A 15714-nucleotide genomic window follows, 5' to 3' on the forward strand; every position below is an offset into this window, starting at 1 on the left:
TTCCTAATTTATTTACCTTTTTCGGTACTTGTAGCCAAGAAAGGAGGAGGAGGCTCCGCCCTGGACCAATTTTAAATTCAAAATGTTGTTTTTAGAAAAGTCTTATTTCTAAAGTACCTAAATTTTTTATTAAATACTTTAAAAATTTTAAAGTCTTAGATAATATTAAAGCCATTTTAAACTTCCATCAGCTTTTAATATTTCTTAAAATCAAATAGTTCATTCATAAAAAATGATGCCCGTTTTCCCTTCTTTTTTTGCTTTATACATTCTTTCATCAGCTTTATTCAAAATTTGAGTATAACTGTCAACTTTTTCTTCACTACAGCAACAACCGGCACTTACAGATATTTTTGGTTCCATTTCATTAATACACGAAAAAATCCTATTGACTATATTTAACAAATCTTTTTTAAAAATGTTTTTAAGTATCAACACAAACTCATCCCCACCATATCTATATACCCTATCATCATTTCTTGTATTATTTTGTAATATATTTGCAATTTGAATTAAAACCCAATCACCAAATTCATGCCCATAAGTATCGTTGAAAGCCTTAAAATTATCGATATCAAAAAAAACGAGACATATTTTTACTTTTTCCTTTTCAAATTCTTCTAAATCCAAAAAGAGTTTAGAATGATTATAAACTCCTGTTAAACCATCTTTTTCAGAGCTGTTTTTAATTTCAAGAAACTTCTGCGAATGAGTTAAAACCAATGAGACCATCTCAGCAAATACAGATAAAATGTTCATTTCTTCTTTTGTTGGTTTTAAGTTGTTTTCAGGACCGTCCAATGAAATATACCCTATTAATCTATCTTTTTCATCTCTCAAAGAAAGCAACAATAAATCATCAGGATCCCATTTATTCGACGTTTCTTGAAAATAATTTTCATCAATATTTTCCCGAGGTTGATGGGTATAGATATCATTTATTAAATTTGCTTGAGGAATAAAATAAATTTCTTTGTATTTATATTTTTTTCTAAAAAATCTATTGACTTCGCTAATCGGTACTTCTTGATTTTGAATCTTTTCAAAAATCTCTTTTGATAAACCTTTTTGAGTTACTCTCCTGATAAGTTTCTTATCAAAATCAAAAAGACTTATTAAAACATAAGAATATCCTAATTCATCATGTAAAATATCCCCGATTTTATCTAAAATTTGTTCTGGCGGAATTTTTAAAGAAAAATCTTTTAAAACTGACCCCAAATTTATTATTACTTCATTCAACTTCCTCAATCTTTCACTTTTTATATTTTCATTCAATTTTTGATTTAATAAATTGACGAAAGCATAAAAAATCAACAAGATAAACAAGTTAACTAACAATATAGAGTATCTAAAAATGCTTTCTGAAAAGTATAGATATAAAAAAGAATAAGGAATAAAACTTAAGAAAAGTAAATATTCAAATAAAAAAAAGCTTAGATCAACTTTTTTAGGAAGATCGACTATTAAATAATTTAAAAATTTGGAAATACTGACAAATAAAAACAAAGAAAACAAAGAAAACGATGTCGAAAAACTGTATGATATTAATGCCGCAACAGAATAGGCAGTAGAAAATACAAGAACCCTATATATTCTTTTTGATAATTCCTTATGTTTCGTTCGACTAAAGATTATTATCAAACAAGAAATTAAAATATACTCTGGACCTAAAATAAAAGCATATAAAAAAGCCGGCATATTTGATATCAATCTATTGTTTTTCCAATAAATTTTTATATTATCTGTAATAATAGTTATAAAAACAAGAAAAAGAAAATCCATCCAATTTACATTAATAAAATCTAATTTTAGTAAGTAAAAAGATACAATAGTAGCGATAAAAAGAAGTAAATTCTTAATTTTTAAGTTCAACTTTATCATCCCTTTGCTTTTCTAATTGTTAATATTATATCACAAAGGGCAAATTTTTAAAATTTATTATTAAAACAATCTATTTTATATTTTCTTTATGTTACTTTTATAAATGTTTAAAATGTCTCATTCCTGTGAATACCATAGAAATACCATATTTATTACACGCTTGTATAGAATCATTGTCTCTAATAGATCCACCTGGCTGAATTATAGCTTTTATACCATATTCTGCTGCTTTCTCAACTACATCACTAAAAGGGAAAAATGCGTCTGAAGCCAAAACTTCTGCTCCTTTATCTTTGCTTCTTTCAAGTGCCTCAATCGCCGCCCAAATTCTATTTGGCTGACCAGTACCAATCCCTGTAGTAGCTTTATTTTTTGAAACAACGATGGCATTAGATTTCACAAATTTAACGACTTTCCATGCAAATATTAGTTCTTCTTTAATTTCGTCTGTGATTTTTTCTTCTGTAACTACATGGAAATCATTAATTAAATCTTTATCAACTTCTTGAGTTAACAATCCTCCATCTATTGAAACATGTTCATATTTATCTAAAGGAGTATATTTCATTTTAAGTATCCTAAGATTTTTCTTCTTTTGTAAAATTCTTAAAGCTTCTTCATCATAATCAGGTGCCATAACTATTTCAAGAAATATTTCATTCAATTTTTTTGCGGTTTCTACATTAACAGATCTATTAAAAGCAACGATTCCACCAAATATTGATACAGGATCACATTCATAAGCCTTCTTAAATGCTTCCAATGTATTTTTACCACTGGCTACCCCACAAGGCGTACTATGCTTTAAACCACAGCATGTAGGTTCATCAAATTCAGCTACTACTTTCCAGGCAGAATCTGCGTCTCGTAAGTTATTAAAAGATAACTCTTTGCCATTAAGTTGATCAAAAGTAGTCATACTTCCTATATTTAATGAATTTTTGTAAAAATAAGCTTTTTGATGAGGATTTTCTCCATATCTTAAATCAAAAGTCTTTTCAAAAGGGATAGTTAAATATTTTGTTTGATAATCTTTCCCTGTCTTTTTAGAAATAACATTTTGCAAAAAACTACTAATGCAAGTATCATAAAAGGCTGTTAAATTGAAAGCTTTTGAGGCTAAATACAATCGATAATCTTCATTTATCTCTTCACCGTTTATCAATTTTTCTTCTACTTTTTTTGCATCTTCTTCATCAACAATAACTAATACATCTTTATAATTTTTAGCAGCAGCTCTTATTAAAGTTGGACCACCTATATCTATGAACTCAAATAATTCACTTAAATTAATATCATTATTTTGGGCCATATCTAAAAAAGGATAAAGATTTACATATACAAGATCTATAGGCTTTATATTATATCTAACTAAAATTTCCATATCTTCTCTTTTATTCCTTCTCGCTAAAATACCACCATGTATTTTTGGATGTAATGTTTTAACTCTACCATCTAAAATTTCTGGAAAATCGGTAATTTCCTCAATAAGAGTAACTTTAATTCCATTTTCTTCTAATTTTTTAGCGGTTCCCCCTGTAGAAACTATTTCTATCCCTATATTTTTTAAAAAATTTGCAAAATCAACCACATTTTCTTTTTTATAAGTACTTATCAAAGCCCTTTCAATCTTAACCATTATTGTCCTCCCCTTTTATTAAAATTTACTCTTTAGTTCTAATATCCCTTAATTATATATTTTTTTAATTTCTTTGTTACTTGTAGTCAAAGAAAGAAAAAAGTCTTTTTTCTTTATAACTCTTATTATATTATTATATTCCACTTATGCTTTTTAATATTTTTTCAATTATCTGTGGATAATATTGATGCTCTAATTTATGAATATTTTCTTCATATTTTTCTAATGTCCAATTTTTTAGTATTTTTAAGTTTTTTTGAAAAATAATTTCTCCCGTATCAACTCCTTCGTCCACATAATGAATAGTTATGCCACCGTAAGATTCTCTATTGTTAAATGATCTTTCTATAGCGTTTAAACCTTTATAATTAGGTAAAAGAGAAGGATGAATATTTACAATCCTTTTTTCATAATATTTTACTATATAATCGGGAAGTATCCTCATATAACCAGCTAAAACTATTAAATCAAAATCTAAACTCTTCAAAAGTGCGAAAAGTTTTTTGTTGTATTCTTCTCTACTTTTACATGAGTGATAATCAATAACCCAACAATCAATTCCAACCTTTTGTGATCTTTTAATTACAAAGGCTTTTTTATTGTCAGTAATCAACAATTTCACTTTAACGTTTTTTTTAGGATCCGAAAAATAATTACATATTGCTTCAAAATTAGTTCCATTACCAGAAGCTAAAATTATTATTTCTTTCAATCTTAATTCTCATCTCCTAATTTTTAAATGTCTCCCTATAACCACTTCAAATTCAAAACGTTGCGAATATTAGAAACTTGCATCACACCTTTTTAAAATTCAAGATAGACTTTTTCTTCAACACTTTTACAATTCGATATTTCCCCTATTAACAAAACTGTTTCTGAAAATTCAATTTCTAAGATTTCCTTTACTTTAGTTAGATTATCTTCGTTCATTATATAAATCATTCCAACTCCCATATTAAAAACTTTAAACATCTCATTAAGAGATACTCCAGCATCCATTATATCGTGAAAAACTTTTGGATATTCCCAATCAACTTTAATATTTGCACAATAACCGTTAGGAATAATTCTACCTAAGTTATCTATAATGCCTCCACCTGTAATATGAGCAGCGCCTTTTATATAATCTCTTATTCTTAAAGTTTGATCAACATATACTCTTGTAGGATTCAAAATATAATTCTTATAGGCCAATTTCTGATCTTTCAATAATTTTCTAACTAATGAATAACCATTAGAATGTATTCCTGAAGAAGTTAATCCTATCAATTTATCTCCTGTTTTTATCTTTGAATAATCAAACATTTTTTCTTTTTCAGCAATTCCTACAGCAAACCCTGCAACATCTTCTTGATTCTCATAAAAAATACCGGGTAATTCAGCAGTTTCTCCACCCAAAAGTTTGCAATCATATTTTTTCAAAGTCCCTGTCAAATTTTTTATAAAACATATAAAATCGTTTTTATGAAGTGAAGAAGTAGCAAAATAATCCAAAAAGAATAAAGGTTTAGCTCCCATACAAACTAAATCATTTAAGTTCATGGCAACAAGATCTATGGCTGCAATGTCCCACATTTTATGTTCTTTCAAAAGTTCCAATTTTGTTCCTATTCCATCTGTTGTTGCTACCAATACAGGATCTGTATAACCGTTGAAAGCTAAAAAATCATACAATGGAAAAATCCCCGCATATGCTCCAATATTATCTCCAACTAACTCCTTTATTTCTTTTATAGCTTCATTTGCCTTATTAACATCTACCCCTGATTCTTTATAATACATAACTTCCTCCTATTTATATTAATTTTACTTATTTTAGAAATTCCAAAATTCTTATTATATATATGTTTTAGCGTTGATTTTTTTACAAAATACCTACCTACTTCTAATCCTTACTAATTCCTAATTTCTTTACCTTTTTCGTTACTTGTAGCCAAAGAGAAGAGGGCTGTGTCCTGGACCTGTTTTAAATTCAAAAGCTTATTTTTTGAAAATTATTATTCTAAAGTACCTAATATTAATTTACTAACTTTAGCTTTAGAAATTCTAAAAACCATTTTTATGTATGTTTTATCGTCAAATTTTTTATAAAATGCCTCTATAACCTTAATTTTTACTAATTATGACTTCTTTTAACTTTTTGGTACCTCTACCGAAGAGTAGGAAGAGGACTCCGCCCTGAACTCGTTTAAAATTCAAAATTTCATTTCTAAGGTCTCTAATATTAATTTATTTAGTTTAGAAATTCTAACCTTCCGAGTGTATAAATGTTCTGAATTTTAGTTTTTTTAAAATATCTTTATAGTTTTAATACTCACTGATTATATATTCCTTTAAATTTTTCTCACTTGTAGGCGGAGAAGGGAGAGGACTTAACTCTGAACCTGTTATAAATTAAAATGCTTATTTTTAAAAGCCCTTATTTCTGATTCTCTTCCAAAAATAGCATGTAAAAAATAAGATACAAACAAAAGACGTGGAGACAACAGTTTATACTGTAATGAAGTAGCTTTCTTTAAAATTTCCTTAAGCAAATAATCCCACATCTTATAAGGCTTTTAGCCTACCACCACTTTAGCCGGAGAAATTTCACTTAATTTAACTCCAGCTTAATTATCCATAATATTTGCAAGAGAACCAAAACTATCCGTTATTTCTGTGTAAACTCTAAAAGGAAGTTTCTCCCCAATCATTTTGAAAACAATGTAAGCAATATTTTCTACCATCTGATCCCAAAGAATTCAATAAATTAGTCAACGATATAAATTTAATAGAATCGGCATTGACAAGGACTTCAATTTCTTTTAAAGATTTAGTAGAGCAAATTAAATCATTTTTATCAGGAATGTCCACTCCCCAATGACAAGTATTAACAACCATAGGAGAGGCAATTCTAATATGAACTTCTTGAGCACCATTTTCTCTCAACATTTTAACTATATATTTTACGGTGGTACCTCTAACTATCGAATCATCTACCAATACCAATCTCTTGTTTTCTATAACTTCTTTTACAGGAGAAAGTTTCCTTCTTACTCCTAATTTTCTCTCTTGAATATCAGGATCTATGAACGTCCTTCCAACATATTTGTTCCTCATAAGACCCATTTCTAAAGGAATACCAGATGCTTTTGAGTAACCTAATGCTGCAGAAAATCCACTGTCCATGACAGGAATTACTATATCAGCATCAATAGGATTCTCCTTTGCGCAAAGTTCCCCCAATTTTTCTCTCATTAAATGGACATTTTCTCCAAATACATTAGAATCTGGCCTCGCAAAATATACCTGTTCAAAAAAACAAAATTTATAATTTTTATTAGGATTGATCTCATAACTTTTTATGATACCATCTTTTATTTCAACCGCTTCTCCTGGTTTGATTTCCCTGATATTTGCATCCCTTAGAGGAAAAATTTTGAATGCACTGTCCTCGGAAGCAACATAAATCCCATTTTTTGTTTCACACAAAAATAACGGCCTATATCCAAAAGCATCTCTTAATACAATAATTTTATTTTCGAACAACAACAATAAAGAGTAAGAAGGTCCTATACTTTTATCAATTACTTTTCCTACTTCTTTTGATTCCCACTTTGAAGGAGCTTTTTTGAAATTGTTAACTAACAAATGAGGTATCAGTTCAGTATCAGAAGTAGTCATAAAAATTGAACCCTTTTCTTCAAATATTTTTTTTAACTCTGCGCTATTCTCTATTTGCCCATTATGTGCTATAGAGAAAAACTCATTTTTATATCTTACAGTCAAAGGTTGAGCATTTACAAAGTTAGAAAAACCATTAGTTGAATATCTCACATGGCCTATGCCAAAATAACCTTTTATCTTTTGTGAAATACTTTTATTAAAAACCGAATTTACCACTCCTTTTCCTTTGTAAGTTTGAATTTTAATTCCATCTGACACTGCAATCCCTGCTGCTTCTTGACCCCTATGCTGCAAAGCTAATAATCCTTCAATTATTCTTCCAGTTACATTGTATCGTGAATCTTTTGAATAAGCAGCAAATAATCCACAATTCTCCATCAACATAATATTCACTTTTCCTCCACTAAATTAGAAATACAATTATAATATAAATTGCTTAATTCTTCTATTTCAAACTTACCGAATCCAAATTCTATACCTTCTGACTTTTCTTTTATCTCACCTAACTTTTTGAATCCAATATTAGCTGCTTTCGCCAACTCTTCAAAATGGTTGACATTTTCACGAGATATAGAAACAATAAATCTACTTTGATTTTCCCCAAACAATTCCTCTATGGAATTCCCTAAATTGCCTAAAAAACCCTTTTGGCTTAAAATACATGATTCAGCAATAGCAAAAGCCAGACCTCCTTTTGAAACATCGTGTACGCTTTCAAAAATTTGTTTGCTTATAAGATCGATAATAAAACGATCTAAATTAGTTTCATAAAAAGTATCTACAAGATCTATTTCTCCACCAATAAAGTCTTTACAGATCTGAAGATACAAACTTCCCCCCAAACGGTCAAAATCTATGTCTACTTTACCTAATAAGTACACAACATCTGTAACATTTTTGAACTTTCTGTCTACTATTTTATTAATATCTGTTATTTCACCTATCATGCCAATTACAGGTGTAGGATATACCGAAGAATTTTTATAGGAATTGTAAAAACTAACATTGCCACTAACAACTGGCGTTGAAAGTTCACGAGAAACATTTATTAAAGCTTCTATACTTTTTTCAAATTGCCACAAAACTTCTTCATCATCTGGATGACCAAAGTTTAAATTATCGGTAATGGCCAAAGGTTTTGCTCCGACAGAAATTAAATTTCTTGCAGCCTCATAAATTACATTTCTTGTACCTTCATATGGATCTAAATAAGAGTATATACTGTTACTATCTATTGTCACGGCAAAACCTTTTGTTGTTCCCTTTATCCATAACACCGAAGCATCTGCTTCACCAGGAATTATAATTGTATTTGTACCAACCTTATAGTCATATTGTTGGAATATCCATTGTTTACTTGTAAGATTGGGATCTTTCAACATTTTTTTTAAAATTGTTTCAACAGTATCGTCTATTTTGGGTATTTTTCTAGCTTTGTTCAATATGAAAATATGTGGAGTAATAGTTTTTTTATAATATTCCGGTGCATTAACTAAAATGTCTATCGGGATATCAGATAATAAATTACCTGTTTCACTATCTTTAATTCTATACCTTTTTAGGGATATTGTTTTTCCTATTACAGCGAATTCTATCAAATATTTTTCACATATAGATTTAACTTGATCTTCATATCCAGGTTCTACTAAAAATAGCATTCTTTCTTGAGATTCGGACAACATGATTTCCCATGGTTTTATATCTTTTTGCCTTTTTGGAACTTTGTCTAAATATATTTCACAACCAAGATTTCCCTTATAAGCCATTTCAGAGGTAGAACTTAAAATACCAGCAGCTCCCATATCTTGACAAGCTTTTGCTCCTTTGATTTTTAGTATTTCAAGTGTCGCTTCAATTAAATTTTTTTCTGTAAAGGGATCTCCCACTTGTACAGAAGGTCTATCATCTTTACCTGTTAATTCTTTGGATGCGAATGAAGCACCATGTATACCATCTCTTCCTGTTTTAGAACCAATATAAACAAAAAGCTTATCCGGACCATCGGCATGAGAAGAAACTAACTCATTCTTGTTAGCAATCCCTACACACATAACGTTAACTAAAGGATTTGTAGAATAAATTTCATGAAAATAAGTTTCGCCAGCCACAGTGGGTACTCCTATAGAATTACCGTAATCACTTATACCTGATACTACACCTTCAAAGATATTCTTGACTTTTGGGTCCTTTATGTTACCAAATTTTAAAGAATCCAATAGAGCTATAGGCCTTGCTCCCATAGCCAATATATCTCTTACAATTCCTCCGATACCGGTTGCAGCTCCTTGATATGGCTCAACTGCCGATGGATGATTATGGCTTTCTACCTTAAATACTATTGCCTTTTTACCAATTTCCACATAACCTGCATTTTCACTTTCGTACGATGCATTCAATTTTTTTAAATAGTGTTTTGAATGTTTATAGCCACAATGTTCCGACCATTGAGCAGAAAAAAGAAAAGTTTCAAATTCGTTTGGTTCCCTTCCTAATCTATCGACTATCAAATTAAATTCTTCTTCTGACAGCCCTAAATTTAAAGCTAATTGTTTAATTTCTGACGAATTGTTCACTTGTTAAATACCTCCTGATGGATCGAAAAATATAATTCCCATCTTCATTTTTTAAAATTTGCGTACAAGCTCTTTCAGGATGTGGCATCAGTCCAAACACGTTCATATCTTTATTTACTATACCAGCAATATCTTCAAATGAACCGTTAGGGTTTTCCACATATTTTAATACAATTTGATCTTCAGCAATATCTTTTTTTAATGAAAAAAACCTTCCGTATTTATGAGCTATCGGTAATCTTATTATCTTTTTATTGATTGAATTTGTAAAAGGAGTTTTATTGTTAACTATCTTTAAATCAATATCTTTACATATAAACCTATGAGATGTGTTAACTGTCAATGCTCCGGGTAATAAGCCAGCTTCAGTAAGAATTTGAAAACCATTACACACCCCAATTATTAAACCTCTTTTCTTCAGCACATATTTTTCAACAGAATTCATTACCGGAGAAAATCGCGCAAGTACTCCAACTCTCAAATAATCACCATAAGAAAATCCTCCTGGAATGAATATTAAATCATAATCCAGCATTTTGCTAAAATCATGCCATACATACTGAACTTTAAAACCATTTGTTTTTAAAGCAAAGTAGGCATCTTTGTCACAATTAGACCCAGGAAATACTATAACAGCGGCTTTTAGACTATTCACCTATCTCACACTCCATATAGCCGTTAGTTATCTCTCTCACTTCAAAATCTTCAAGAACCGGGTTAGAAAGAACTTTATAAGCTATCTCTTCTGCGACCTTTTTAGCTTCTTGCGAATTGTTTTCTTTTATTAATAATTTTATACTTTTATTGAATCTGACATCTTCTACTGGATAATTAAGTCTCTTAAGAACCTTGTACGTTGCAGTTCCTTGGGGATCTAAAATACCCTCTCTTAATTTGACTTTAATTTCAAACTCAAAAATCTTTCCTTCTTTGTTCATATATTTAGCCTCCTGAATAACTCCTCATAAGCATTAATTAAATTACCTTTTTCTTCACGATATACATCTTTATCAAAAGATTCCATAGTATTATCATCCCAAAATCTACATGTATCAGGAGATATCTCATCTATTAACGTCAATCTTCCATCTTTTTTCGCTAAGCCAAATTCTAATTTGTAATCAACTAAGATTATATGCTTAGATTTTAAATAATTTGACAATATCTTATTGACCCTTTTAGAAATAGTTTCAATCTGTTCTAAGACATCTTCAGAAGTGATTTTCAACAGTAATATTGCATCTTTAGTTATCATTGGATCTCCTAAATTGTCATCTTTCAATGAAAATTCAACTAAAGTATCATCGAATTTATATCCTTTTTCTACACCATATCTTTTACAAAAGCTACCTGCTGCAAAGTTTCGAACAATAACTTCTAAAGGAATTAAATTTGTCCATTTAGCAATAAAAGAGCTATCATCATATTCTTTTATGTAGTGTGTATTTATAGATTCTTTATTTAGCATTTTGAAAAAGAATTCAGAAATCTTTTTATTAATCTTACCCTTATTTACCACATTACTTTTTTTCAATCCATTGAATGCGGTAACATCGTCTTTAAATTCAATTAATAGTTCGTTCTCGTTATACTTATACACCTTTTTTGCTTTTCCTTCATAAAGTAAATCAAATTTTTCTTTATCCATTTAATTCACCTTCTGTTTCTAAAAGTCTTTTAACAAAATATGCTGCGTTTTTCATTCCATTAGCACCGATACCCATAGTGGCAACTGGTACACCACTTGGCATTTGAACCATAGAAAACAATGCATCTAATCCATTCAAAGGTCCAACATCTCTTGGAACACCTATAACTGGAAGATTTGTTAAAGAGGCAACTACACCGGGTAATGCTGCTGAAAGACCTGCAACAGCTATAATGGCACAATAATCTTTTTCGGAAATATTTTCTATGAACTTTGTTAGCTCTTTTAGTTCTCTATGAGCACTATAAACTCTGTAATCACATTCTATTCGCCATTCACTAAAAAGCTCTATAGCTGATTTCACAAAAATTTCGTCGGACTTACTTCCTGACAATAAAAGTACCTTTCTCAATTAATTCACTCCTTTATATAAATAAAAATAAAAAATCCTGCCTTTCTTTAATTTTCATTACAGCAGAGAGGCAGGATTTTATCTGTATTTTTGAATAAAATCTCTAATCCCCTCTCACTGTAGTCAAACAGTTTACGGCTGTTTGGTAGAAACTGCTGAACCTTATTATCAGCATTATACAGAAAGAGGCTATGTAAACTTCACATATATTAACTTGATTAAACCTTTTATATAAACATTCTAACAAAAAAACAAATGAATTGTGTTAAATTATTGAAAACAAATTATAAAATCCTATATTTCAAAATTTGCTTTTATGTTTGAGTATTTATCAGTATTTTGGACAAAATCTACTATCTTTTTTTCTATTTCGTCTCTGACTCTTCTAAAAACTTCCAAATTTTCTTCTTCACTTCCTTCAAAAGCCGCTGGATCGTCAAAAGGCCAATGCAATCTGATACTTACCCCAGGAAAAAACGGACATTCTTTTTCAGCTTTTGAACATACAGTTATCAAAAAACCAAATCTATCGTTCAAGTATGTATCTAAACTTTTTGAATAATGATCGCTCATATCTATGCCTTTTTCTTCCATAACTTTTACAGTATACGGATTTATTTGCGAAGATTCTAAACCTGCACTATAAGCTTCGAACTTATCATCTCCATACTTTTTTAAAAAAGCCTCCGCCATTTGACTTCTTGCAGAATTTTTTGAGCATAAAAATAATACTTTAATTTTATTCATCTCTGTTTTCTCCACCCTTCGTAAAATAATTCATTTGGGCAATCTCGTCTAATTCTTTAATATCCTTTCTTTTTTCATCCGTTTTATAACTTTCAAAACGTCTCTCTTGGAGTTTTTGAAGTACATCTTTTTCTTTTTTTGCATTCAAATAATTATTTCTTGCTATTTCTTCTTCTTGTATTTTTTGATTTAATTTTATTACAAGATTAGAAAGCAAAGAATTCAATTGTTTTTTATAATCTATCATATTGGTTAATTTTGATACAGAAACAGATTTCTTTATTTCATTTTTAAACTCTAAAGAAAAAGCTTCTATCTTTTTATTTAAAGAAGCAATTTCTTTTTCTATTGCGAGTCTTTCTTCTATCTTTTTACCCAATTCTATGCGAGACATTTCTTCATAGCGCTCACGTAAATCTTTAAGCCGTTCCAACTTAAATTTGAAGGCCATAACGATCCCCCTCACCCTAAAGATACCTATCAAAACCTATTTAATGCCATATCTATCTAATTTATAATATAAATTTCTAACTGTTAAACCCAACTTTCTTGCAACTTCTGTTTTGTTACCATGACATGCCTCTAATAGTTCTATAATTATTTTCTTTTCTAATTCTTCTGTCATCTCTTTCAATGTACCTTTAACTTCTTGCTTTTTTTCTTCTAAATCTGGTACATGTGAAGAAGTTATCAAAACATCACTATTTTCTAATGCAAGCATAGCCCTATCTATAACATTTTCTAATTCTCTTATATTACCAGGCCAAGAATAATTTATTAATTTGTTTACAGCATCATCTGTAAATCCATAAACAATTCTCCCATATTTTTGATTCAAAGTATGTAACAATTGTTTAGCTAAATCCGGAATATCTTCTTTTCTTTCTCGTAAAGGAGGAACTTCTATGGTGACAACTGAAATTTTATATAACAACTCTTTAGAAAACTTACCTAAGCTTGTTAATATTTTTAAATCTTCTGTTGTTGCGAAGATAAATCTAACATCGGGTACAAAATCGTAATATTCACATTCAAAAATATTTTCATTCAATAATTTCAAAAACTTTTGTTGAATTTCTGTATTCATCAAATGGATATTTTCTAAGAATAAAGTCCCCTTATGAGCATTAGCTATATAACTATTCTTTCCAAAAAGAAACTCTTCTTGATTTTCAAAGGAAATAAGAGAAAAATTAAGTTTTAAGTATGGACCTTCTCTTCTATTACTTGCATTATGAATTGCCTGGGCCAATACTTCTTTCCCTACTCCAAATTCTCCTACTAATAAAAGATTTACATCTACATCAGCAATTTTTGTGGCTTCGGTGATTACTTCTTTCATAGTGGGAGATTTTGAAACTATATCATCAAAAGTATGCGCAGCACTTTCCTTTTTAAGCAATCTTTTAGTCGCTTCTAATTCGTTTATTAATCTTTGTATCTCTGAAATATCGTGTATTACTGCTACACTACCTTTAAATTCGTTATTTACAAAAAGTGGTGTAACACTTGCGATAATTTCTTTTTTATTTGTTGCTAATATTTTTCTAACGTTATAAATAGGTTTTTTCTCTCTTGCACACCTTATATGTAAGCTTTCTCCTTCTGCAAGATCAATAGTAGCAGGTTTTCCTATTACTTCTCTGGGAGCTAACCCTGTAATTCTTGTATAAGCTCTATTAACCATAACAACACGACCTTCTTGATCAGCAACTGATATTGCATCTGAAGTCGAATCTATTATAGATGTTAGTAAAGCTTCTATTTCTCTTAAATTAGTTATCTCTTCAGCCAATCTTTGCAATGTAGTAACATCACGAAATACCGCAGCTACCGCTATGGTTTCATTATTACTATTTTTTATTGGAATTCTTGAAGTAAGTATAACTTTATTCCCTAAATTTTGAAGTTTATCGTATTCAGCTTCTCCAGTTCTTAAAACTATGTGAAGTCGCGTATTAGGAATACTTTCTATGGCAGTTTTTCCTAATATATCATCCTTTTCAACTTCGAATATTCTACAAGCGGTTTCGTTTATATAAAATATTATCTCTCTTTCATCTATAATTATTATTCCTTCTTGTAATTGGTCTAACAAAGACCTCATCATTTCTATTTCTGTCATATAAAATCACCCCATCAATTAAAAGCATCAAAGTATCAAATACTAAACTGTAAATTTTAATTTCGAAGAATTATCATATAAATCAGGCAAATTATGAGTCTGTATCCAACCATTTTTAAACCCCAATTCTTGCATATAGCTAATTACTTCTTCATATTCAGACTTGTATAAATACCTTGAAAGCTTTTTATAATTTTTTGCTTTAAATACGGGTACATATTGGTCCATTAAACTAATATAAATTTCTTCTGAAATTTCATACTTTAAAAATTTTAAGGCTTCTTTTGTTTGATTTAAAAAGTTTGGAAGAACTAATAACCTTATAATTATTCCCTTTTTTAGTTCATTAGTTTTTTCGTCTAAAACAAAACTTTTCCCTAACTGCCTATACATTTCTTTTATAGCTAACTGTGTTTTAGTCCAATAATCTTTAACTCCAGAATACCGCTTACCTACTATATCACTTGTATATCTTATATCCGCCAAATAAATATCAACTACTCCTTCCAACAATTTTAAAGTTTCTATAGTTTCATAAGAAGAAGTATTCCATACTATAGGTAAACTAAATCCTTTCTCTATCGCATAAATTAGTGCTTCAAATATATAAGGTAAATAAGGTGTCGCTGTAACTAAATCAAGATTTGTAGCTTTCTTTTCAAACTGTAACTTCAGAAATATTTCCCCTAATTCCAAAGTAGATATTTCTTTTCCTCTACCCAACTGACTGAATTGAAAATTTTGACAGTATACACATCTCATCGTACAGTTACTAAAGAAAACTCCTCCAGCTCCATACTTCCCGTTTAAAACAGGTTCTTCTCCGGGATATAATACAAACTCAGAGACTTTTACTTTATTGCCAACCCTACAACTTCCAAAATGTAAATTTCTATTGATTTTACAATCTCGTGGACAAATATCACAGTTGTTTAATTTTTTCATGAGTAAATCTCTTCTTCTCTGAAGTTCACCAGATTCGTATAGAGTTAAATAAGATGGCAAAAAATCAAAACTAAT

14 protein-coding genes and 1 riboswitch are annotated in these 15714 nt (G+C 29.5%); all 14 genes read right to left on the bottom strand.

Annotated elements, in window-relative coordinates:
* Positions 1–219: 219 nt before the first annotated feature.
* Positions 220–1875 (bottom strand): sensor domain-containing diguanylate cyclase, encoded by a 1656-nt coding sequence (locus X924_RS08630; RefSeq protein ID WP_158245358.1) that lies wholly within the window; start codon positions 1873–1875, stop codon positions 220–222.
* 106 nt (positions 1876–1981) lie between these two features.
* The gene (gene purH, locus X924_RS08635; RefSeq protein WP_233186624.1) at positions 1982–3523 is read right to left on the bottom strand and encodes a bifunctional phosphoribosylaminoimidazolecarboxamide formyltransferase/IMP cyclohydrolase; all 1542 of its coding nucleotides are present in this window, start codon (positions 3521–3523) and stop codon (positions 1982–1984) included.
* A 133-nt stretch (positions 3524–3656) separates the two neighbouring features.
* Positions 3657–4235, bottom strand: coding sequence for a phosphoribosylglycinamide formyltransferase (purN, locus tag X924_RS08640; RefSeq protein WP_121958508.1), 579 nt, complete (start codon positions 4233–4235; stop codon positions 3657–3659).
* 92 nt (positions 4236–4327) lie between these two features.
* Positions 4328–5305: a phosphoribosylformylglycinamidine cyclo-ligase gene (purM, locus tag X924_RS08645; RefSeq protein WP_121958509.1), complete on the bottom strand. Its 978-nt coding sequence runs from the start codon at positions 5303–5305 to the stop codon at positions 4328–4330.
* 885 nt (positions 5306–6190) lie between these two features.
* Positions 6191–7573 carry an amidophosphoribosyltransferase gene (gene purF, locus X924_RS08650; RefSeq protein ID WP_233186627.1) on the bottom strand — a complete coding sequence of 461 codons (1383 nt, stop codon included), beginning with the start codon at positions 7571–7573 and terminating at the stop codon, positions 6191–6193.
* 5 nt (positions 7574–7578) lie between these two features.
* Positions 7579–9762: a phosphoribosylformylglycinamidine synthase subunit PurL gene (gene purL / locus X924_RS08655; protein WP_121958511.1), complete on the bottom strand. Its 2184-nt coding sequence runs from the start codon at positions 9760–9762 to the stop codon at positions 7579–7581.
* A complete protein-coding gene (gene purQ, locus X924_RS08660) occupies positions 9740–10417 on the bottom strand; it encodes a phosphoribosylformylglycinamidine synthase subunit PurQ (protein ID WP_121958512.1) in 678 nt (225 codons plus the stop codon). The genes purL and purQ overlap by 23 nt, the downstream gene beginning before the upstream one ends.
* Positions 10410–10700: a phosphoribosylformylglycinamidine synthase subunit PurS gene (purS, locus tag X924_RS08665; protein WP_121958513.1), complete on the bottom strand. Its 291-nt coding sequence runs from the start codon at positions 10698–10700 to the stop codon at positions 10410–10412. Before purS ends, purQ begins: the two co-directional genes overlap by 8 nt.
* Positions 10697–11410, bottom strand: coding sequence for a phosphoribosylaminoimidazolesuccinocarboxamide synthase (purC, locus tag X924_RS08670; RefSeq protein WP_121958514.1), 714 nt, complete (start codon positions 11408–11410; stop codon positions 10697–10699). The genes purS and purC overlap by 4 nt, the downstream gene beginning before the upstream one ends.
* On the bottom strand, positions 11403–11822 hold the full coding sequence (locus X924_RS08675; protein ID WP_121958515.1) for an AIR carboxylase family protein: 420 nt from the start codon (positions 11820–11822) through the stop codon (positions 11403–11405). Before X924_RS08675 ends, purC begins: the two co-directional genes overlap by 8 nt.
* A 100-nt stretch (positions 11823–11922) precedes the next feature.
* Positions 11923–12024: riboswitch (purine riboswitch) on the bottom strand.
* A 92-nt stretch (positions 12025–12116) separates the two neighbouring features.
* The gene (locus X924_RS08680; protein ID WP_121958516.1) at positions 12117–12569 is read right to left on the bottom strand and encodes an arsenate reductase ArsC; all 453 of its coding nucleotides are present in this window, start codon (positions 12567–12569) and stop codon (positions 12117–12119) included.
* A complete protein-coding gene (fliJ, locus tag X924_RS08685; RefSeq protein WP_121958517.1) occupies positions 12562–13020 on the bottom strand; it encodes a flagellar export protein FliJ in 459 nt (152 codons plus the stop codon). The genes X924_RS08680 and fliJ overlap by 8 nt, the downstream gene beginning before the upstream one ends.
* Positions 13021–13056: 36 nt before the next feature.
* Complete coding sequence (locus X924_RS08690) at positions 13057–14694, bottom strand: sigma-54-dependent Fis family transcriptional regulator (protein WP_121958518.1); 1638 nt, start codon at positions 14692–14694, stop codon at positions 13057–13059.
* Positions 14695–14736: 42 nt separating this feature from the next.
* Positions 14737–15639 (bottom strand): radical SAM protein, encoded by a 903-nt coding sequence (locus tag X924_RS08695; protein WP_121958544.1) that lies wholly within the window; start codon positions 15637–15639, stop codon positions 14737–14739.
* Positions 15640–15714 lie beyond the last annotated feature (75 nt).

The sequence above is a fragment of the Petrotoga sp. 9PWA.NaAc.5.4 genome, assembly GCF_002895485.1.
Lineage (GTDB): Bacteria > Thermotogota > Thermotogae > Petrotogales > Petrotogaceae > AZRK01.